The 18,896-nt window shown below is 72.1% G+C and carries 20 protein-coding genes and 1 riboswitch; of the genes, 8 read left to right on the plus strand and 12 right to left on the minus strand.

What is annotated here, in order from left to right; genetic code table 11:
• Positions 1–10 precede the first annotated feature (10 nt).
• Positions 11–145: riboswitch (FMN riboswitch) on the minus strand.
• A gap of 68 nt (positions 146–213) precedes the next feature.
• The 3 genes from ACVKXF_RS02445 to ACVKXF_RS02455 form a co-directional block, all read right to left on the minus strand.
• The gene (locus tag ACVKXF_RS02445; RefSeq protein ID WP_456794706.1) at positions 214–2,607 is read right to left on the minus strand and encodes a bifunctional lysylphosphatidylglycerol flippase/synthetase MprF; all 2,394 of its coding nucleotides are present in this window, start codon (positions 2,605–2,607) and stop codon (positions 214–216) included.
• Positions 2,608–2,698: 91 nt separating this feature from the next.
• Positions 2,699–4,405, minus strand: a complete 1,707-nt coding sequence (locus ACVKXF_RS02450) for a hypothetical protein (RefSeq protein WP_456794707.1) — start codon at positions 4,403–4,405, stop codon at positions 2,699–2,701.
• 88 nt (positions 4,406–4,493) lie between these two features.
• Positions 4,494–5,819, minus strand: a complete 1,326-nt coding sequence (locus ACVKXF_RS02455; RefSeq protein WP_456794708.1) for a hypothetical protein — start codon at positions 5,817–5,819, stop codon at positions 4,494–4,496.
• 111 nt (positions 5,820–5,930) lie between these two features.
• Here ACVKXF_RS02455 and ACVKXF_RS02460 point away from each other — a divergent pair, with 111 nt between their 5' ends.
• Positions 5,931–6,362, plus strand: a complete 432-nt coding sequence (locus ACVKXF_RS02460) for a GNAT family N-acetyltransferase (protein WP_456794709.1) — start codon at positions 5,931–5,933, stop codon at positions 6,360–6,362.
• 36 nt (positions 6,363–6,398) lie between these two features.
• Here the strand turns inward: ACVKXF_RS02460 and ACVKXF_RS02465 are convergent, their stop codons facing one another.
• Both ACVKXF_RS02465 and ACVKXF_RS02470 read right to left on the minus strand, forming a co-directional pair.
• Positions 6,399–6,926 (minus strand): Lrp/AsnC family transcriptional regulator, encoded by a 528-nt coding sequence (locus ACVKXF_RS02465; RefSeq protein WP_123292064.1) that lies wholly within the window; start codon positions 6,924–6,926, stop codon positions 6,399–6,401.
• A 9-nt stretch (positions 6,927–6,935) separates the two neighbouring features.
• On the minus strand, positions 6,936–7,502 hold the full coding sequence (locus ACVKXF_RS02470; protein WP_222658189.1) for a TetR/AcrR family transcriptional regulator: 567 nt from the start codon (positions 7,500–7,502) through the stop codon (positions 6,936–6,938).
• A gap of 111 nt (positions 7,503–7,613) precedes the next feature.
• Between ACVKXF_RS02470 and ACVKXF_RS02475 the strand changes: the two genes are divergently transcribed.
• Together ACVKXF_RS02475 and ACVKXF_RS02480 are read left to right on the plus strand one after the other, a co-directional pair.
• Entirely contained in the window at positions 7,614–9,089 is a 1,476-nt protein-coding gene (locus ACVKXF_RS02475) for an MFS transporter (RefSeq protein ID WP_456794710.1), read from the plus strand.
• A gap of 195 nt (positions 9,090–9,284) precedes the next feature.
• Positions 9,285–9,725: a phage holin family protein gene (locus ACVKXF_RS02480; protein WP_456794711.1), complete on the plus strand. Its 441-nt coding sequence runs from the start codon at positions 9,285–9,287 to the stop codon at positions 9,723–9,725.
• 12 nt (positions 9,726–9,737) lie between these two features.
• Here ACVKXF_RS02480 and ACVKXF_RS02485 read toward each other — a convergent pair whose 3' ends face one another.
• Both ACVKXF_RS02485 and ACVKXF_RS02490 read right to left on the minus strand, forming a co-directional pair.
• A complete protein-coding gene (locus tag ACVKXF_RS02485) occupies positions 9,738–10,244 on the minus strand; it encodes a hypothetical protein (RefSeq protein WP_205462821.1) in 507 nt (168 codons plus the stop codon).
• 39 nt (positions 10,245–10,283) lie between these two features.
• A complete protein-coding gene (locus ACVKXF_RS02490) occupies positions 10,284–10,673 on the minus strand; it encodes a DUF5997 family protein (protein ID WP_123313886.1) in 390 nt (129 codons plus the stop codon).
• A gap of 33 nt (positions 10,674–10,706) precedes the next feature.
• Here ACVKXF_RS02490 and ACVKXF_RS02495 point away from each other — a divergent pair, with 33 nt between their 5' ends.
• Together ACVKXF_RS02495 and ACVKXF_RS02500 are read left to right on the plus strand one after the other, a co-directional pair.
• Positions 10,707–11,510 carry a LysR family transcriptional regulator substrate-binding protein gene (locus tag ACVKXF_RS02495; RefSeq protein ID WP_396288948.1) on the plus strand — a complete coding sequence of 268 codons (804 nt, stop codon included), beginning with the start codon at positions 10,707–10,709 and terminating at the stop codon, positions 11,508–11,510.
• Positions 11,507–11,977 carry a GNAT family N-acetyltransferase gene (locus tag ACVKXF_RS02500; RefSeq protein ID WP_456794712.1) on the plus strand — a complete coding sequence of 157 codons (471 nt, stop codon included), beginning with the start codon at positions 11,507–11,509 and terminating at the stop codon, positions 11,975–11,977. Before ACVKXF_RS02495 ends, ACVKXF_RS02500 begins: the two co-directional genes overlap by 4 nt.
• A 101-nt stretch (positions 11,978–12,078) precedes the next feature.
• Here ACVKXF_RS02500 and ACVKXF_RS02505 read toward each other — a convergent pair whose 3' ends face one another.
• The 3 genes from ACVKXF_RS02505 to ACVKXF_RS02515 all read right to left on the minus strand — a co-directional run bounded on the left by ACVKXF_RS02505 (position 12,079) and on the right by ACVKXF_RS02515 (position 14,046).
• Entirely contained in the window at positions 12,079–12,891 is an 813-nt protein-coding gene (locus ACVKXF_RS02505) for a DJ-1/PfpI family protein (RefSeq protein ID WP_340196509.1), read from the minus strand.
• Positions 12,892–12,962: 71 nt separating this feature from the next.
• Positions 12,963–13,580, minus strand: a complete 618-nt coding sequence (locus ACVKXF_RS02510; protein WP_456794714.1) for a DNA-3-methyladenine glycosylase I — start codon at positions 13,578–13,580, stop codon at positions 12,963–12,965.
• Positions 13,581–13,629: 49 nt separating this feature from the next.
• Entirely contained in the window at positions 13,630–14,046 is a 417-nt protein-coding gene (locus ACVKXF_RS02515; RefSeq protein WP_456794715.1) for a VOC family protein, read from the minus strand.
• Positions 14,047–14,142: 96 nt separating this feature from the next.
• On the opposite strand from ACVKXF_RS02515, the gene ACVKXF_RS02520 reads away from it, so the two are divergent.
• Complete coding sequence (locus ACVKXF_RS02520) at positions 14,143–14,673, plus strand: DUF3800 domain-containing protein (RefSeq protein ID WP_456794716.1); 531 nt, start codon at positions 14,143–14,145, stop codon at positions 14,671–14,673.
• A gap of 204 nt (positions 14,674–14,877) precedes the next feature.
• On the opposite strand, the gene ACVKXF_RS02525 is transcribed toward ACVKXF_RS02520, so the two are convergent.
• Both ACVKXF_RS02525 and ACVKXF_RS02530 read right to left on the minus strand, forming a co-directional pair.
• The gene (locus ACVKXF_RS02525) at positions 14,878–15,204 is read right to left on the minus strand and encodes a hypothetical protein (protein WP_396288954.1); all 327 of its coding nucleotides are present in this window, start codon (positions 15,202–15,204) and stop codon (positions 14,878–14,880) included.
• A 22-nt stretch (positions 15,205–15,226) separates the two neighbouring features.
• Positions 15,227–16,897: a sodium:solute symporter family protein gene (locus tag ACVKXF_RS02530; protein ID WP_123313892.1), complete on the minus strand. Its 1,671-nt coding sequence runs from the start codon at positions 16,895–16,897 to the stop codon at positions 15,227–15,229.
• Positions 16,898–17,039: 142 nt separating this feature from the next.
• On the opposite strand from ACVKXF_RS02530, the gene aroQ reads away from it, so the two are divergent.
• Both aroQ and ACVKXF_RS02540 read left to right on the plus strand, forming a co-directional pair.
• Positions 17,040–17,483: a type II 3-dehydroquinate dehydratase gene (aroQ, locus tag ACVKXF_RS02535; protein WP_456794718.1), complete on the plus strand. Its 444-nt coding sequence runs from the start codon at positions 17,040–17,042 to the stop codon at positions 17,481–17,483.
• 254 nt (positions 17,484–17,737) lie between these two features.
• Positions 17,738–18,790, plus strand: a complete 1,053-nt coding sequence (locus ACVKXF_RS02540; protein WP_456794720.1) for a Gfo/Idh/MocA family protein — start codon at positions 17,738–17,740, stop codon at positions 18,788–18,790.
• Positions 18,791–18,896: the final 106 nt, after the last annotated feature.

The raw sequence follows: 18,896 nt of genomic DNA on the forward strand, positions 1-18,896 counted from the left end.
GTCTCGTCCGCCAGCGCGCCTCCCATCCGGACTCTCACCGTCGGTCCCGGAGTTTCACCGAGTCAACCTCTGGCGGGTTCGCACCCGTCATCAGTTCGTGGACTGTCACCACCGGTTCGGAATTGCACCGACCCCGGAGCGCTTGCGTAGTCGGAACGATACCCCAGACCGGTGACGGACGCGTCGAGCCGGGACGCACCGTGTAACGCGCGGTCAGCCGCGTCCGCGCGCGAGCGCGACCGCCTGCCGCAGCGACAGGTCCGGCAGGTACGCCCGGACGACCGCGAGTCCGATCGACGGCAGCGCGACCGGGTCGGGGTAGGCGAGGACGAGCGGGTGCAGGTCGGGTCCGAACTTCAGCTTGAACCGCAGCAGCGACCGGAAGCCGTAGACCGGTTCGAGGACTCCCCCGACGAGCTCGAGCAGGCTCTGCACCCCGTCGTTCGGCGCAGCGGCCTCGCCCGCCTGTGCGAGCGGCGCCGCCGACAGGCTGAGCCGTTCGACACCGTCGTCCCGCATCCGTTCGGCGGCGCTCGCGACGAGGAACTCCATCACGCCGTTCGGCGCGGCCTCGGTCCGGCGCATCACGTCGAGCGTCCACCCGACGACCCGGCCCTCGCGGTGACTCGGCAACCAGCTCGTCACGGCGAGCACCCGCCCGGTGGCGTCCTGCGCGACGAGCGTCCGGACCGCGGGGTCGCGCATCTCGTCCACCCCGCCGAGCGTGAAGCCCATCTCGGGGAGCTCGCGCTCGGACACCCACTCCTCCGAGATCGCCTCGATCTGCCGCGCCGTCGACGGCGGCAGGTCCTGCCATGACGACCACATGGCGGTGATGCCCTCGCGACGAGCCCGGTTCACGGCCGTGCGGACGTCCTGCTTGCGCTTGCCCGTCGTCGTCCAGGTGCGCGGGTCGAGGTCGGCGTCCTCGGCCACCGGCAGCGTCGACCACCCCAGCGTCGTCAGCAGCTCGGCGTTCCGGGCGTCGACGCCGTAGAAGACGGTCGTCCACCCGTTGTCGTCGCAGTACCGGGCGAAGTCCGTCATCGCGGCGTCGCGGGCGTCCGGGTAGCCGAACGGACCACCGACGGTGACGGCCACGCCACCGCTGCGCCGGAACGCCACCCCGGCGCGCCCGTCGGCGGCGAACCAGTACGCGTTGCCGCGCCAGGTCGTCATCCACCCGAACGTGTCACCCCCGCCGGCGGTCACGAGCGCCCGGGCTCGCTCCCGGTCGGTGCGGGAGCCGTCCGCGTCGGTGTCCGGTTCCACCGCGCCGGTCGGTCGGACCGCGGCGAGCGCGACGACGAACCAGAGCACCGGTCCGGCGAGCCCGACCACGATGCGGAGCGCGGTGCCGAGCGACGGCAGTCGCTCCCAGGCGGCCGACGGCGACAGCGGGCCGAGCGCTGCGACGGCGAGCCGGAGCGGGTCCTCGACACGCTGCGGTGCCGACGCCGCGAACACCGCGACCGTGCCGACCACGACGGCGACCGCCGCGACCACGGTCACCGCGAAGGCGACCACACGCCGACGCGAGGGCAGCACCGTGAACGACCGGCGCCGGAGCACGAGGACGGCCGCGGTCGCGAGCGGCACCACGATCGACGCACCGACCGACAGCGCCGTGACGAACTCGTCGGCGGTGCCCTGCAGCCCGCCGGCCCGCGCGGGCAGCACCCCGTAGGTGACCGCGGCCGCCACCGCCGTCACCAGGTCGACCGCCACCACGAGCCAGACGGCGAACCGGCTGCCCCGGAAGAGCCCGAGGCCACCGACGACCAGGACGAGCAGGGGCGCGACGGCGAGCAGCAGCGTCCACGGGTCCGTCGCCCGGTACGCCAGCAGCGCGCGGAGGCACTCCGCCGAGGCCCCGTCCGTACCACAGCCGCTCACGGGCGTCACCGGACCGGTGCCGAGCACCGCGGCGATCGGGGCGAGCAGTCCGACCCGTGCGCGGGAGACGAGCGCCACCACGGGACCGATCGCCGAGACCAGCACGACCGTCCCGAGCAGCACCCGGGTCTCGCGGTGCGAGCTGCGCACCCACCCGCCACGCTTCGGGGTGCGGCGGAGCAGCTCGCCGAGCACCCATCCCGCCCCGGCGGCGAGCACCGCGTACAGGTCGGAGGCGTGTCCGGCGTAGAGCAGGAGCGCGGCCACGACGGCGAGCGCGTTCACCCGGATGCGCCGTCGCCAGAGCGGTCCGGCGAACGAGCTCGCGGTGACGATCGTGCCGACGATCGCGGTCCAGGGGTCGAAGGCCGTCGCCCGTCCGAGCAGCAGGCCGGTGAGGTCGCGACCGTCGGCGTCGACGAACGCGGTGAGCGCGCCGGCCGCGGTGCCGACGACGGTGGTGACGACGAACGCCAGGGCGGTCCGCCACGACCCCATCAGCCGTTCGGCGGCGCCGACGAGGACGACGACGCCGGCGATCGTGGTGAGCAACGCGACCGCGCCCGTGGACGCCGCGAAGATCCGGAAGGGCCCGTACGAGGCCGGGTCGGCGCCGTGCAGGACCCGGACGACGATGCCGAAGACCGCGGTCGCGACCACGAGGAACGTGATCGCGGCCGTCACCGGATGCCGGACGATGGCGGAGCGCACCCCCTCATGGTGGTGCCGGCCGGCCGTTCGGACAACTCCGGGCACGGTGACGAGGGGCGTCGGCGGTGCGACGCCCCTCGGTCACCTGCTGTCAGCGCTGCCCGTCGGTGCTGACTCGGGATTGCCGACGACGGAGCACGAGCGTGCCCGCCCCGGCGAGCAGCAGCAGGAGCGCGAACCCGACGGGGACGACCGGCGAGGTCGCTCCCGTGTACGCGAGCTCGGTCGCGCCGTCACCGGCGGCGACCGTGTCGGCCACCGTGCGTGCGACGGCCGGGAGCCCGGTGGTCGCGGCGACCGTGGTGGTCACCACACCCGCCGTGGAGGCCCGGGTCGGCCCGTCCGTGCCGGTGGCACCGGCCGGGGTGGTCACGGTTCCGGGCGCGGTGCCGTCGCCGACGTCCGTCCCGTCACCGGGGTTCGTGCCCGGGTCCGTGCCGTCACCGGGGTTCGTACCGGGGTCCGTGCCCGGGTCCGTACCGGGGTCCGTGCCCGGGTCCGTACCGGGGTCCGTGCCCGGGTCCGTGCCGTCACCCGGCGTGGTGCCGGTGCCGGTGCCGGGGGTGGTGGCGGTGCCGTCGCCGACGACACCGATGCCGTTCCCGCCGATCGTGATCGGCAGGCTGATCACCGGGACCACCTGGGTGCCGGAGAGCAGGCCACCGTCGCCGGAGGTCGTCCCCCCGGTCGACGGGGTCGTGCTGCCCGGGGTGGTGCCCGTCGGGGCCGTCGCGCCGGTGCTGGTGCCGTTGCCGACCACACCGATGCCGTTCCCCGACACCGTGATCGGGACCGTGACCACCGGGGACACCTGGGTGCCCGAGGCGGTGCCGTCGGAACCGTCCGTCGTGCCACCGGCAGCCGGAGCCGACCCGGCGGTCGTGCCGGTGCCCGCGGCGGGCGTCGTGCCCGTCGAGGTGCCGTCACCGAGGAGTCCGATGCCGTTGCCACCGATCGTGACCGGCACGTCGACCAGTCCGCCGACCTGGGTGCCCGAGAGCAGCCCGTCGTCGCCCGACGTGCTCGGTGCGGTCGTGGCCGGAGCGGCGGGGGCCGGGGCCGTCGCCGGGCCGGACGCCGCAGCGGTGCCGTCCCCGAGGACGCCGATGCCGTTGCCGGACACCGTCACCGGGACCGACACGACCGGGGCGACCTGGGTCCCCGAGCCCGTGCCGTCCTCGCCCGAGGTCACCGGTGCGGGAGCGGCGGGTGCAACCGGGGTGGCCGGGGTGGGCGCAGCCGGGGTGGCCGGCGTCGTGGTCGACACCGCGTCACCGCCGACGGCGACCGCGTTGCCACCGACGGTGACGGGGACGGTCACGTCGCCGGCGACCTGTGTCCCCGAACCGGTGCCGTCGGAACCGGACGTGGTCGGAGCAGCGGCCGCAGCCGGAGCAGCCGGGGCAGGGGCCGGGGCCGGGGCCGGGGCCGACACTGCGTCGCCCCCGACGGCGACCGCGTTGCCGCCGACGGAGACCGGCGCGGTCACGGTCGGCGCCACCTGGGTGCCGGAGGCCGTGCCGTCGGCTCCCGAGGTCGTCGGCGCGGACGCCGGAGCAGGAGCCGGGGCTGCAGGAGCGGCAGCGGGCGAGGTCACCGACGACACCGCGTCGCCGAGCACCCCGAGGGCGTTGCCGGTGAGGGACACCGGAGCGTCCACCGAGGGAACCACCTGGGTTCCGGACACGGCGCCGTCCGCTCCGGAGGTCGTGGCCGCGTTCGCCGCAGCCGTCCCTCCGAGCGTGAGGCCGCCGACGAAGAGGGCGAACCAGAGCCCTCTCGAGACGTACTTGTTCATGGTCGTACTCCCTGATCGAGATCGTTGACCGACCGCGGTCGCGGTCGGTGTGTGTGCGTGCCTGCCGTGCCGGACAGGCGCACCGATCTCAGTCAGGGGCGACGTCGTGCTCGCCGACGACCGATGCGGGGACCGCGTCGTCGGAGAGCGTGCCGCGAGACCCCGCGGCGAGGGAGACGATGTCGTCGGTCGAGCCGACGATGCCGACGGCTGCGACGCCACCGGAGGTCGAGGTGGCACTGCCACCGAGGACACCCGCGCCGCCAGGGCCGTCGGACGGCGAGGAGTGGCCGTCGCCCGGCTCGGGCAGGAGCAGCGCGGTGCCGCCGAGGGTCGCGTCCTGCACGCCGCCGACGGCGACGGGCACGACGAGCGGCCCGGTCACGAGCGCGGACGGCACGGCCGCACCGGGACGGCGCTCGGCGCTCGTTCCGGGAGCGGCGGGATCGTCGGTCGTCGCGACCGTGGTCGCGGACGGAGTCGTCGCCGTCGCGGCGGCCTGCGGCGGACGCGCGGACGGGACCGTCGTACCGGGCGCGCCGGACGGGGTGGGGCCGGTGACGACCGGAGGTGCGGGGACGTCGACGACGGGATCCGTGCCTCCTGGCAGGACGGCACCGACCGACGGGACGACGCCCGCGACGACGTCGGGGACCTGCCCGACGGTCGTGCCGACACCGCCGAGCGTGTCGTCCACCAGCACGGTCACCGGCCCGGTGACCGTGCTGAGGGTGTCGTCACCGACGATCGCACCGACGACCGGGACGCTGCCGACCACGTGGCCGACCGTGTCGACGACGGCGGTCACCGGCCGTGCTCCGGTGACCGTCTGCACGGTCCCGGTCACGGGACGCAGCGCCGTCGCGACGGTGTCGGTGACGGGCCGGGAGGCGGTGCCCACCTGCTCGACGACGCCCTGTACCGGGTGCGCGGCCGGCTCGGCCGCGGGGGCGGTCGTGGCCGGCACCGCGGGTGCGGGCGCGGTCGTCGGAGCGGCAGGGGTCGGGGTCGCGGGGTTCGAGGCCGCGGGGGCCGAAGCAGCGGGCGCCGGAACGGCGGCACTGGGCACCGGTGCCACCGGGGCGGGCGCCGGGGCGGCCGGGGCAGGAGCCGGGGCCGCAGGTGCCGGCTTCGGCGCGGGCGCGACCGCCGTGCGGACGGGGTCCACGACGCCGCCGACGACCCGTCCGACACCGCCGGAGACGTCGTGCACGGTCTCGCCGAGGCCGTCGACCACACCGGTGACGAGCCCGCGCTGCTGCGTCTGGGCGGGCGGCGCGGACGCCGCGTCGGCAGCCGAGGCGGGACGGGCTCCGAACGCCAGGGACAGCAGCACGAGGGCAGCGAGGGTCCCGACGCCCAGCAGGGCGATCCGGAGCACCGTGAGCCAGGGAGCGCGCGATGTCGTGTCCATGCGCTCACCTCCTGAACTCGGCTGCGCACGTAGAGTGGTTGAGCGGCAATGTACGCCGGTCCGGTCCGGAACGCACCCTGTTCTGGAAGAAATTCTCAGGAAAGGCCGTCCGTGGTCTCGATCTTCAACGCTCCGACCCGCAACCTGGACATCGTCACGCTGCACGAGATCCTCCGGCTCCGGCAGGACGTCTTCATCGTCGAACAGGGGGCCGCCTACGGGGACATCGACGGGCGTGACCTCGAGCCCGGCACCGTGCAGTTCTGGGCGGGCCAGGGCTCGGTGGACGCCACCCTCCGCCTCCTGCGCGAACCCGACGGCACCGAGCGCATCGGCCGGGTCGTGACCGCGGCGCACGCCCGCGGGCAGGGACTCGCCGGACAGCTGATCGAGGCTGCGATCGCCGAGTCCCGCTCGCCGAGCATCGCCCTCGGCGCCCAGTCGCACCTCGAGCAGTGGTACGCCCGCTTCGGGTTCGTCCGCTCCGGGGACGAGTACCTCGAGGACCGGATCCCGCACGTCCCGATGGCCCGGCAGCGCTGACGGAACCGGCCAGGCGCACCGGCGGGCGAACTCGCGTCAGGCGCGCCAGCGCCGGAGCTCGTCGAACGAGCGACCCTGCGTGGACCGGTCGGCGACGAGCCGCTCGAACACGATGTTCGTCTGCGTCGTCGCCACGGAGGGGTCCCCGCTGAGCTCGTCGGCGACGAAGTCCCGGAGCTGCTCGGTCGACTCGCACGCGATGTGCACCAGGAAGTCCTTGTCACCGGCCAGGAACGAGACGTCCTGCACGACGGGCACGCGGAGCAGTCGCTTCGCGAAGTCGCGGAGTTCGTGGCGGGCCGCTGCGTGGACCCGGACCGAGACCATCGCCTCGATCGAGAACCCGAGGCGGGCGATGTCGACCTCGGCCCGGTAGCCGCGGATGACCCCGGCGTCCTCGAGGGCCCGGACCCGGGTCAGGCACGTCGACGGCGCGATGCCCACGGCGGCCGCGAGCCGGTTGTTCGGGATCCGGGCATCGCCGGCGAGCGTCCAGAGGATGCGCTCGTCGACCTCGTCGAGGCGCGGGGCGGGGTCGGGACGGCGAGCGGGTCGGTCGGACACGGCTCGACGCTACCGCGATGGTGCGAGCAGGGCGCGGAGCGCGTCGTCGAGCGCCCGGGCCACGAGGTCGTCGTCCGCCGACGCGAGCGGCTCCACCGCGGTGGAGCGCCGGAGCATCGTCATCCCGAGCACCACCGACAGCGCGATCTCGGCCCGGACGAGCAGCTCCTCGGTGACCTCGCCGCCGACGGCCGTGGCGAGCCGTTCGGCGTACCGGCGCAGGGTCTCGCGGCGGATGGCGTCGGCACCGTCGTCACCGGAGGACCGGAGCAGGAGCATGAGCTGGAGGGAGTCGTCGTCGGTCGGCGCACGGACGACGTGCGACACCAGACCTGCCAGCGCGCGCTCGAGGCCCCGCTCGACGGGCTGCTCGACCCCGAGGTCCTGCACCACCCGGTCGAGACAGGCCCGGAACAGCCCCTCCTTCGACCCGAAGTAGCGGTTGATCAGCGCGACGTTGACCCCCGCGTCCGAGGCGATGTCCCGCACCGTCGTCGCCTTGTACCCGTCGAACGCGAACCGGTGTCGCGCTGCCCGCACGAGCAGCAGTCGGGTGGCGGCGGCGTCCTTGCTCATGGTGGAAGCGTAGCGGCCCGGACCGGGATGTAAGCAAGTGTTGACATCGTGCGAGAACTGCGTACCCTCGTCAAGTCAGCAGTTGTTTACATCACCCAGACACGGAGCACGATGACCGACACCATGCAGAGCCCCCGCACGGGCTCGCACCCCACCACCACCGGGCACCGGCCGAACAGCACGGCGATCATCGTCTACCTGTCCCTCGGCGGTCTGTCGTTCGCGGTCTTGCAGTCGCTCGTCGCCCCGGCACTGTCGACCATCGGACAGGACCTCGGCGCCTCGACGAGCGCGACGAGCTGGGTGCTCACCGCCTACCTGCTGTCCGCCTCGGTGCTCACGCCGATCCTCGGGCGTCTCGGCGACATGATCGGCAAGCGCAAGGTCCTGATCGTCGTGCTCTCGATCCTGCTCGTCGGCGCCGTGCTCGCCGCGCTGGCACCGAACCTCGGCGTCCTCATCGTCGGCCGTGCGCTGCAGGGCGCCGCCGGTGCGGTGATGCCGCTGTCCATCGGCATCGTCCGTGACGAGCTGCCCAAGGAGAAGGTCAGCGTCACGATCGGTCTGCTCTCCGCGATCTTCGGCATCGGCGCCGGTGTCGGCATCGTCGCCGCCGGACCGATCGTCGAGCACCTGTCGTGGCACTGGCTGTTCTGGCTGCCCGCCGTGCTCGTCGTCATCGCCCTGCTCGGCGCGGTCTTCGGCATGCCGGAGTCGCCGGTCCGCAAGCCCGGCCGCCTCGACATGCTCGGCACCTTCGTCCTCGCCGTCTCGCTCGTGTCGATCCTGCTGGCGGTCAGCGAGGGCGAGACCTGGGGCTGGGGCGACGGCAAGACCATCGGTCTGCTGGTCCTCGGCGCCGTCGCACTGGTCGTGTTCGTCCTGGTCGAGCTCCGCGTCGCCGAACCGCTCATCGACGTCCGCCTGTTCGCCGTCCGCGGCGTCTGGACGGCCCACGTCGTCGCGCTCGTCTTCGGCTTCGCGATGTTCGGCACCTTCGTCCTCGTGCCGACCCTGCTGCAGCTGCCGAGCGCGCTCGGCTACGGCTTCGGCAAGGACGTCACCCAGGCCGGGCTCTTCCTGCTGCCGACCGTCCTGATGATGATCGTCGCCGGACCGATCGCCGGCATCCTCGTCCGCAAGGTCGGCCCGAAGCCGCCCATGCTGCTGGGCGGGATCGCCATCGTCGCCGCGTTCCTGCTGCCCGCGATCGCGCACGGCGAGCTCTGGCAGGTCGTCGTCTCCGGCATCCTGACCGGCATCGGCATCGGCCTGGCCCTCGCCGCGTGCTCGAACGCCATCATCGAGAGCGTGCCCGCGAACCAGACCGGCGAGGCGATCAGCGCCAACACCGTCGTCCGCACGATCGGTTCGAGCGTCGGCACCGCCGTCATCGCGGCGCTCATCACCTCGCACAGCACCCCGCAGGGCCTGCCGACCGACGACGCCTTCACCATCGGGTTCTGGGCGTGCACCGGCGTCGCCGTCCTCGCCGTCCTCGCCGCGCTCGCGGCCCCGTCGATGCGCGCGCGCCGCGCAGCGGCCGCGGCACGTGGCATCGACGACCTCGAGGAGATCGCCGAGTAGGGCACTCGGCCCGACCACCCGGGAGGCCCGTCCTGCGTCGTCGACGCGGGGCGGGCCTCCCGGCGGTCGCGCCCACCGCCACCGGCGGCTCCGCAAGCTGGGAAGCGACCGAGCATGCCGTCACGAACGTGACGATCATCGGACCGGACGCGTCACAGCAGGTGGACGCGACCACCGCGCCCGGACAGGAGACCCATGAGCACCACGGACCACGACGACACCACGACCAGCAGCAAGCCGTCCTTCCGCGACACCGTCACCGCCGGCCTGGTGCAGAAGGCCCTGGAACCCGTGCTCCGCGCCGTCCGCGACGAGGTCGCCTCGGCTCGGCGCGAGATCAGCGAGCGGGCGAACGGGGCGAAGACCGGGCTGGTGCTCACGGGCGCCGCGGTGGCCTTCGCGCTGACCACCCTCGTGCTGCTGGCCGGCCTCGTGGTGGCGCTCCTCGCCCTGGCGCTGCCGGTCTGGGCCGCGATCGGGATCACCTTCGTCGTGTTCGCCGTCGTCACCACGATCCTGCTCGTGGTCGGGCTCCGTGGCATCCGACGGGGTGTGCCGCCGGTGCCGAAGGACACCATCCGCGCTGCGAAGGACCGCGTCACGCACACGGGCGACGCGACGACCACGGCCGACTGAGCTCCGGCGGCGCTACATCGCGAGGGTCATGCCGACGACGGCGACCGTCATCGCGAAGACCTCGCCGCTGCGGACCGCACGACGGTCTTCCTGCGCCCACTCGTGCCGCAGCAGCCACCCGCTGAAGGCGCAGTAGCCGATCACCCCGGCGCCGAGCACCGCGGACAGCGCGATGCCGTGGCCGGCGTGGCCGTCGGCGACACCGGTCGCGTGGCCCATCAGGAGCATGCCGGCCATCACGACCGCGGACAGCGCGCGGTGCACGTCCATCGGCTCGGCGCGGCGGCCGTCCGCGCGGCGTCGGCGCATCACCGGCAGCGGTGCGAGCAGCAGCAGGAGCGTCGCGGCGAACAGCGTCCACACCGCACCCGCGTGCACCACGGGCATGAGCATCGCGACGAGCATCACCGCGGCCGGCACGATCACGCCGGGGCGCGGGCGGTACCGGTCGCCGACGATGCAGCACACCGACGCGAACTGCGGCACGACGAGCATGGCGTCGGCGACGGTCTCGTGCACGTGCGGGTCCTCGGGTGCGGCGGCGTGGTGCCGGGCGGATCAGTCCTCGGCGCGGGCAGCGGCCTTGGCGGCGCGCTCCTGCTTCACGCGGGCGTTCTCGGCGTGCACGGCGGCCTGCGTCTCGCGCTCGCGGACGAGCCACTCGGGCTTCTGCTCGAGCAGCGACTTGATCTCCGCCGTGGTGAGGGCGTCGTCGATCCCCGCACGGGTCAGCCCCGAGATGGAGATGCCGAGCTTCTGCGCCACGACGGGTCGCGGGTGGGGGCCGTCGCGACGGAGGTCCTCGAGCCACGTCGGGGGTTCGGTCCGGAGCTCGTCGAAGGCGGTCCGTGTGACGGGAGCGCCCTGGAAGGACTCCGGAGCGGCCGCCAGCAAGATGCCGAGCTTCTTCGCAGCCGTTTCGGGCTTCATGGTCTGTTCCTGCGCCATGCCCCCTAGAGTACGGCCCCTATGCTCGTCTGCATGACCGCGGCACTCACCATCGCATTCGTGCCCGGGGTCTCCCCGGCCAAGTGGGCCCGTGTCTGGCGGGATCGGCACCCCTCGATCGAGCTGCGGCTGCGGCCGATCGGGTCCGACGACGTCGACGACACGCTCGCCGGCGAGGTCGACATGGTCTTCGCTCGCATGCCCGTCTCCGAGCAGCACAACGCCATCCCGCTCTGGACCGAGACGGCCGTGGTCGCGATGCCGAAGGACTCCCCCCTCGCCGACCTGGCCGAGGTGGACCTCACCGACGCCGAGGTGCACGTCGTCGACGCGGGTCCGGTGCCGGCCGACATCGCCGCGGCGCTCGACCTGGTCGAGGCGAACGTCGGTGTCGTCGTGCTCCCCCAGTCGCTCTTCCGCGCGGCGAGCCGCAAGGACCTCGTCGCTCGTCCGCTCTTCGGCGCGCCCGGTACCCAGATCGCGCTGGTCTGGCGCGACGAGGACGCCACCGAGACCACCGAGGAGTTCATCGGCGTGGTGCGCGGACGGACCGCCAACAGTTCGCGGAACCAGCCGACCGGCACCGATCGCGACGTCGAGGAGGCGTTGCGTGCGGCGCGCGCCGACTCCAAGGCAGGCGGCGGCTCCGGCGGGTCCGGCAAGGGCGGAGCGGGCAAGGGCGGAGCGGGCGCCGGCGGTGGCGGCAAGGCGAAGGCCAAGTCGCCCGGCAGCGGCAAGTCCGGTAGCGGCAAGAAGTCCAACACCGGCAAGGGGCCGACCCCCGGACGCGGGAAGATGCGCGGCAAGCCGAGCCGGGGTTCCAAGGGCAACCGATGACGGACACGCGCCTGCGGGTCATGCCGGCCACGCGCCTCCCGGCCTGGCTCGACCGGACCATGGCCGAGTACGTGGCGTCGCGGATGCAGGCGGGCGAGACCCGCCAGCAGGCCGAGGCGAACAAGCAGAAGTCGCTCGACCAGTGGTTCCCGGACGGGTCACCCGCCGACGGCCACCTGGTGTGGGACGTCCTCGACCAGGACGACACCACGGTCGGGTACCTCTGGATCGGACCGTTCGCGCCCGGCGGGACCGACTGGTGGGTGTTCGACGTCGAGATCGACGAACCGCACCGTCGCCGCGGACACGCCCGCCGTGCCCTCGAACTCGGCCACCGGGCTGCGGCGGAGCACGGCGCGACGAGCATCGGCCTCAACGTGTTCGGCTACAACACGGGCGCGCAGGAGCTGTACGCCGCGCTCGGGTACCAGGTCACCGCGACGCAGATGCAGAAGCCGCTGGTCTGAGCGCGCTGCCGCTTCGTCGTGGCGGGTGCGTCGTCACGACAGCTGTGTCGTCACAGCAGCTGTGTCGTCACGGCAGCTGTGTCGTCACAGCAGCTGTGTCGTCACAGCAGGACGGCGGCCGCTGCGCGGGTGACCCGGTCGCCGCGCGCTGCCTCGGCCGCAGCCCGTGCACGGGCGACCACGACGGCGTCGGCGCGTTCCGCGGAGCCCGCGTCGAACGGCGGCTGCGGGTCGTACTCGATCTGCAGCTGGATCGCCTCGGCCGCCGGCTGCCCCGCGAGCTCGGCCGCCAGCCACAGCGCCATGTCGATGCCCGCGCTCACGCCGGCCGCGGTGACCACCGCGCCGTCGTCGACGATGCGGTCGTCGACCGGCTGCGCCCCGAACGCCTCGAGCATGGGCTTCGACGCCCAGTGCGTCGTCGCACGCTTGCCGGCGAGGAGCCCAGCGGCACCCAACACGAACGCACCCGTGCACACCGAGGTCACCCAGGTGGCGCGCTCCGCCTCGCGCCGCACGAACCCGATCACCTCGGGGTCGAGCATCGCGTCGAAGGCGCCGTCACCGCCCGGGACCACGAGGACGTCCGCCGGACCCGCCTCGGCGATGGTCGTCGTCGGGACCAGCGCGAACCCGCAGTCGGACGGCACCGGGTCGAGCGTCGCCGCCACGTACTCGACGCGTGCGCCGGGCACCCGGGAGAGCACCTGCGCCGGGCCGGTGAGGTCGAGCTGGGTCAGGTCCGGGAAGAGCAGGAAGGCGATCCGGACCTCGGCGGGGTCGTGGTCCGGCTCCGTCGCCGAGTCCCCGGCCGGGTCCGGCACGGGGGTGGGCACGTCGGCCGGCACATCGACGACGTCGGCGTCGACCGGGTGGACAGGACGCACGCGCGGGTTCGGCTGGTCGGTGCTCATGCCGCGACCCTAGCCCGGTGCGGTCGCTGACGGTGGGGTCGGGTCCTCGGTCGGTGGGGTCGGCGTCCTGGTCAGTTCCAGACGCCCGAGGTCCCGCGCCGGTGGCTGCCGAGCAGGTGCGTGTCGACGATGCCGAGTGCCTCCATCAGGGCGTGCATCGTGGTCGGACCGACGAATGCGAAGCCACGCTTCCGCAGTGCCTTCGACAGTGCGACGGACTCGTCGGAGGTCGTCGGGACCTGGGCGTACGTCTCCGGCTCGGGCGTCGTCGCCGGGCGGAAGGACCAGACGAAGTCGGACAGCCCGCCGTCCTGCCGCAGGGCGACCGTCGCGTTCGCGTTGGTGATGGTCGCGAGGATCTTCGCCCGGTTCCGCACGATGCCGGCGTCGGCCATCAGCCGAGCGACGTCGTCCTCGCCGAAGCCCGCGACGGTGTCGGGGTCGAAGTCCGCGAACGCCGCACGGAACGCCGGACGCTTCGCCAGGATCGTGCGCCAGGACAGGCCGGACTGGAACGCCTCGAGCGACAGCCGCTCGAACACCCCGCGCTCGTCCCGCACGGGCATGCCCCACTCGGTGTCGTAGTAGTCGCGGAGCAGCTCGTCCGTCGATGCCCACACCGGCCGGGCGAGTCCGTCGTCGCCGATCACCAGGTCGGAGTGGGGCGCTGTGGCGGGCTCGGAGCTCATGGCACCATCCTGGTGTGCGCCGCCGACACCGTCGATGCCTGCCGTGTGGTCACTCGGCCGGCGGGCCGTCCTGGGCGGCCTGCGGGTCCATCCACACGTACTCCCACCGGTGGCCGTCCGGGTCGGTGAAGCTCCGCTGGAACATGAAGCCGAGGTCCATCGGCGGGCGGTCCTCGCTCCCGCCGGCCGCGACGGCGGCGTCGACGATGCGGTGCACCTCGTCCTTCGATCCGGCGGTCAGCGAGTTGATCACCTCGACGGTGCTGGCGTCGGCGATCGTCTTGTCGGTGAAGTCGGCGAACTTCGCGTGGGTGAGCGCCATGACGTAGATCGTGTCGCTGATGACGATGCACGCAGCGGTGTCGTCGCTGAACATCGGGTTGATCGAGTAGCCGAGGGCTTCGTAGAACGCCTTCGAACGGTCGAGGTCGGTGACGGGCAGGTTGATGAAGACCATCGTGTCCATGGGGAGGTTCCTTTCGTCACGCTCAACCTGGCCCGTGGTGCGGCGAGGCGCAACCGTTCCGTCGTGGTACGGACTGATACGCAATATGCTGGACCGATGCGGGCGTACGTCGATGAATCGGAGCCGGGCGGCGGACGCGATCACACCGTGTACGTGATGGCAGCGGTGATCATCTCGGCGTCGGCTTGCGAAGCGGCGCGTGCCGACGTCCGGGTAACGACGCCGAGGCGCATGCGGAAGCTGCACTGGTACGAAGCCCTCCCCGGCCAGCGGCTCTCGTGGCTCGACCTCCTCCGACACGCCGTCTCGGTCCTGGTCGTGCGCTACGACGGCGCGGTGGCACGTACCGAACGCCGACGACGGCGCTGCATTGAACGGCTCGCGCACGAGCTCGAACTCCGACAGGTCCACCAGGTGATCCTCGAGACTCGGGGGCCGGCTCGCGATGCCGACGACAGAGCGATGTTCGACGCTCTGCGAGACCGGGGCATCGGCAAGCAGCTCCGGTTCGAGCACGCTTCTCCGTCTGATGAACCGCTCCTCGCGCTGGCCGACGTAGCGTGCGGCGGCCATGTCGCGGCGATGCCTGCACCCCACGACCTGTCGAGCGCCCTCATCGTGTCGTGACGCGCTTGCGGCACCGTCGGGAAAACGCAAATCCCCGGGCCCGCGCTGGCTGCAGGACATCCGGGGATCACTTTCGACCGAGCAGCACCCGATCGACATATCAATACTACTGCCGCTCCGCGGGGGCGTCAACCGCGCGCGTTCGTCGACCCGGAACGACGAACTCGATATCGTACGACAGCGAGTTCGTCGTTCTGGGTCGGATCAGCGGCCCTCGCCGGCGGCTTTCTGGTCGGCCTCGGCCTCGGCCTGGCCGATGATGTCCTCGGCCGGCACCGGGTTCAGGCGGTCCCAGAGGAAGAACAGCAGGCCGCCGACGAGCATCGACAGTCCGACCCACAGGTTGATGTGGATGCCGCCGGTCTTCTCGGGGTCGGTGTCCCAGTGGACGATGCCGACGATCGTCACGATGACGCCGTAGAGCACGAACAGGCCGCCGAGGATGCGGCGCAGGTCGAGACGACGGGTCGAGCGGACGAGGGCGGCCTTCTGCTCCTCGGTCAGCGCGCCGGGGGTGGTGGTGTCACTCATGGTCGGTGATCTCCTTCGCGGATCAGAGGAACGGCAGGTACAGGACGACGCACAGGATCAGTGCGACCGTGCCGAGCAGGGCGGGCGAGCGGTACCAGGCGGTGTCGGTGGCCACCGAGTCGCCGTGCAGGTCGATCTTGCCGATGCCGTAGACCAGACCGCCGAGCTCCTTCTCGTCCTTGGGCGTGGTGAACATCGAGACGATGAACCCGACGACCAGGACGGTCACGAACGAGATGATGGCGCCGTACAGGGTCTCGGCGGTCGCGGTGGCGAACAGGTCCGGGTTCACGAGGTACGCGATCCAGGTGATCGTCGGCGTGACGATGCCGAGGACGTAACCCCAGAGCGCACCCTGGGTGGTCATCCGCTTCCAGAGCAGACCGAGGATGAAGACGGCGAACAGCGGCGCGTTGAAGAACGAGAACAGCGTCTGCATGTACGTCATGATGTTCGACGCCTGGGCCGCGATGAACGCGGTCGCGATGCCGACCAGGACGCCGACGACGGTGACCCAGCGACCGGTCTTCAGGTAGTGGATGTCCGGCATGTTCGGCTTGATGTAGCGCTGCCAGATGTCGTACGTGAAGACGGTGTTGAACGACGACACGTTGGCCGCCATGCCGGCCATGAACGAGGCGAGCAGGCCGGTCACCGCGACGCCGAGCACACCGGTCGGCAGGTACATCTGGATGAGCTTCGGGATCGCGTCGTTGTAGGTGAGTGAGCCGTCGGCGAACTGGTTGCCGACGACCGCCGCGGCGATGAGACCGGGGATCACGACGATGGCCGGGATGAAGAGCTTCGGGATCGCGGCGATGAGCGGGGTCCGGCGCGCTGCGGACATGTTCTTCGCCGAGAACGCGCGCTGCACCTCGGTGAAGTTGGTGGTCCAGTAGCCGAAGCCGAGGACGAAGCCCAGGCCGAGCACGATCGCGAGCCAGTTGGCGCCGATCGGGTTGGTCACGTCACCGAAGCCGGTTCCGGCCCAGGCCTGCAGGTGCTGGACGCCCTGGGTCTCGGTGATCGCCTTGCTCAGGCCGTCCCAGCCGCCGACGCGGTGCAGGCCGACGATCGTCAGCGGGATGAGCCCGGCGATGATCACGAAGAACTGCATGACCTCGTTGTAGATCGCGCTGGAGAGCCCGCCGAGGGTGATGTAGACGAGCACGAAGCCGGCGGACACGACGATGGCCAGCCACTCCGGCCAGCCGAGCATCGCCTCGATGACGATGGCCATGGCGTAGAGGTTGATGCCCGCAATGAGCACGTTCGACACCGCGAACGCGATCGAGTTCACCAGGTGGGGGGCCTTGCCGAAGCGGCGGAGCATGAACTCCGGCACCGATCGGACCTTCGACCCGTAGTAGAAGGGCATCATGACGAGCCCGAGGAACACCATGGCCGGCACCGCGCCGACCAGGTAGTAGTGCAGGGTCGCCATGCCGATCTGGGCACCGTTGGCGGCCATGCCGAGGATCTCGGTCGCGCCGAGGTTCGCGGACACGAACGCCAGACCGGTGATCCAGGCGGGCATCGACCGACCCGACAGGAAGAAGTCCATGCTCGTCCGGACCTGCTTCCGGGCGGTGAACCCGATCCCGATGACGACCGCGAAGTACACGATGATCATCAGGTAGTCGACCCAGCCCAAGTCGAGCCGGATCCCTTCGTTCGCTGCAGCGAGAACCATTCAACATCTCCACGTCAGTGTGTTGTAGTCGACAACTCCGCCGACCCGGACGGAGACGTTACACCGAATTGTGACCGTTCACATAGCCGAGGCATGTGTCCGTCGACGGTGCCCGGCGGTCCGCGATCGCTAGGCTCACCCCATGACCGACCAGGCGCGCATCCTCGTCCTCAACGGACCGAACCTCGACATCCTCGGTCGGCGCAACCCGGAGCAGTACGGCACCGTGACGCTCGCCGAGCTCGAGGCGATCGTGCACACCGAAGCGGCAGTGCACGAGTTGGACGCGGACTTCCGCCAGACGAACCGCGAGGGGGAGCTCGTCGAGTGGCTGCACGAGGCCCTCGACGACTTCGCCGCCGTGGTGATCAACCCCGCGGCGTACGCCCACACCTCGGTCGCGCTGCACGACGCGGTCGAGGCGCTGTCCGTCCCCGTCGTCGAGGTGCATCTGTCCAACACGTGGAAGCGCGAGCCCTTCCGGCACGTCGACCACGTCGCCACCGCCGCGACGGCGGTCATCGCCGGCGCGGGCGCCGACGGGTACCGCCTGGCGGTCGCGCACGTCGCGTCCCTCATCGCCTGACACCCGTCACGCGCGCACGAAACGGTTCTCGCCCTGTCGAGGTTCCGAGATCTCGGAACCTCGGCGGCGCCGCCGTCCAGGAGTGGAACCTCGGCGTCACGCGGACGGCAAGTCGTGGAACCCGGCGGTCGCGCACGTCGCGCCCGTCACGCGCGCACGAGGCGGACGGGAGGCCCGTGGCGGGGCCGCCACGGGCCTCCCGTCCGCCCCATTGGAACGTTCCCAACGCCAGCCGGACGCGCTAGGTTGCATGTATGGACAAAGTACGCACCGGGCTCGTCGGCTACGGCATCGGGGGGCGAGCTTTCCACCGTCCGTTCCTGCTGGACGCGGCAGGCGTCGACCTCGTCGGCGTCGTCGCCCGCTCGCCCGCGAAGCACGAGCAGCTGGCGACCGACCTGCCCGGCGTCACCGTGCACGACTCCCTCGGTGACATGATCGCCGCTGGCGTCGACGCCGTCGTCGTCACCACTCCCCCGTCCACCCGGCGCGAACTCGTCCTGCAGGCGATCGCCGCCGGGGTCGCCGTCGTCGCGGACAAGCCGTTCGCCCCGGACCCGGCCACCGCGCGTGCCATCCGGCAGGCCGCGGCCGACGCCGACGTCGTGGTCACGCCCTTCCACAACCGCCGGTGGGACACCGACCTCGTCACCCTCCGGAGCGTGCTGGACGCCGGACGGGTCGGGACACCGCTGCGCTTCTGGTCCCGCTTCGACCTGGTCGAGCGGCACGGCATCGCGACGGGGATCGGCGGTGGCGTGCTCTCCGACATCGGATCGCACCTGGTCGACCAGGCCGTGTCGTTGTTCGGACCGATCACCCGGGTGTCCTGCACGCTCGACGTCCGCGATGCCCGCTCGCTCGGCCTCGGCCAGGACGGCCCGATCGACGCCGGCTTCACGCTCGCAGCGACGCACGTGTCCGGCGTCGAGTCCGTCCTGACGTCGAACAAGGCCGGGTGGCTGGGCGCACGGCAGCTCCGCCTCGACGGTGTCGACGGCACGTACGAGGCCACGAGCACCGACGTGCAGGCACAGGCAGCGGTGGCGGGCGCATCACCCGCCGACGACCGGTCGACCTGGGGAGTCGAACCCTCGTCGGGGACCCTCACGACGGAGTCCGGCACGGTCGACGTCCCGTCGGCCCAGAGCTCCTACACGGACTACTACGAGCGGTTCGCGCGTGCCGTCCGCGGGCTCGGCCCGGTACCGGTGCCCGTCGACGACGCGGTGCACGTGGTCGAGGTGCTCGATGCGGCGCGCCGGTCGGCGGCGACGGGCGAGACGGTCACCGTCCCCGCCCCGTAGGCGTTCTTTCCCACGACATCTGCGCTACGAGGTCGAATCGGGCGTACCTGATCGAGAATTTCGACCAGGTATGCCCGAATCGACCGGGAACGCGCGGGCGGCGGCC

Source organism: Curtobacterium sp. PvP017 (assembly GCF_054060195.1).

Bases quoted from the DNA above. Each gene is read 5' to 3' on its own strand.
- ACVKXF_RS02450 (WP_456794707.1), bottom strand. From the start codon at position 4,405: ATGAACAAGTACGTCTCGAGAGGGCTCTGGTTCGCCCTCTTCGTCGGC.
- ACVKXF_RS02455 (WP_456794708.1), bottom strand. From the start codon at position 5,819: ATGGACACGACATCGCGCGCTCCCTGGCTCACGGTGCTCCGGATCGCC.
- ACVKXF_RS02470 (WP_222658189.1), bottom strand. From the start codon at position 7,502: ATGAGCAAGGACGCCGCCGCCACCCGACTGCTGCTCGTGCGGGCAGCG.
- ACVKXF_RS02475 (WP_456794710.1), top strand. From the start codon at position 7,614: ATGACCGACACCATGCAGAGCCCCCGCACGGGCTCGCACCCCACCACC.
- ACVKXF_RS02480 (WP_456794711.1), top strand. From the start codon at position 9,285: ATGAGCACCACGGACCACGACGACACCACGACCAGCAGCAAGCCGTCC.
- ACVKXF_RS02490 (WP_123313886.1), bottom strand. From the start codon at position 10,673: ATGGCGCAGGAACAGACCATGAAGCCCGAAACGGCTGCGAAGAAGCTC.
- ACVKXF_RS02495 (WP_396288948.1), top strand. From the start codon at position 10,707: ATGACCGCGGCACTCACCATCGCATTCGTGCCCGGGGTCTCCCCGGCC.
- ACVKXF_RS02500 (WP_456794712.1), top strand. From the start codon at position 11,507: ATGACGGACACGCGCCTGCGGGTCATGCCGGCCACGCGCCTCCCGGCC.
- ACVKXF_RS02505 (WP_340196509.1), bottom strand. From the start codon at position 12,891: ATGAGCACCGACCAGCCGAACCCGCGCGTGCGTCCTGTCCACCCGGTC.
- ACVKXF_RS02510 (WP_456794714.1), bottom strand. From the start codon at position 13,580: ATGAGCTCCGAGCCCGCCACAGCGCCCCACTCCGACCTGGTGATCGGC.
- ACVKXF_RS02515 (WP_456794715.1), bottom strand. From the start codon at position 14,046: ATGGACACGATGGTCTTCATCAACCTGCCCGTCACCGACCTCGACCGT.
- ACVKXF_RS02520 (WP_456794716.1), top strand. From the start codon at position 14,143: ATGCGGGCGTACGTCGATGAATCGGAGCCGGGCGGCGGACGCGATCAC.
- ACVKXF_RS02525 (WP_396288954.1), bottom strand. From the start codon at position 15,204: ATGAGTGACACCACCACCCCCGGCGCGCTGACCGAGGAGCAGAAGGCC.
- ACVKXF_RS02530 (WP_123313892.1), bottom strand. From the start codon at position 16,897: ATGGTTCTCGCTGCAGCGAACGAAGGGATCCGGCTCGACTTGGGCTGG.
- aroQ (WP_456794718.1), top strand. From the start codon at position 17,040: ATGACCGACCAGGCGCGCATCCTCGTCCTCAACGGACCGAACCTCGAC.
- ACVKXF_RS02540 (WP_456794720.1), top strand. From the start codon at position 17,738: ATGGACAAAGTACGCACCGGGCTCGTCGGCTACGGCATCGGGGGGCGA.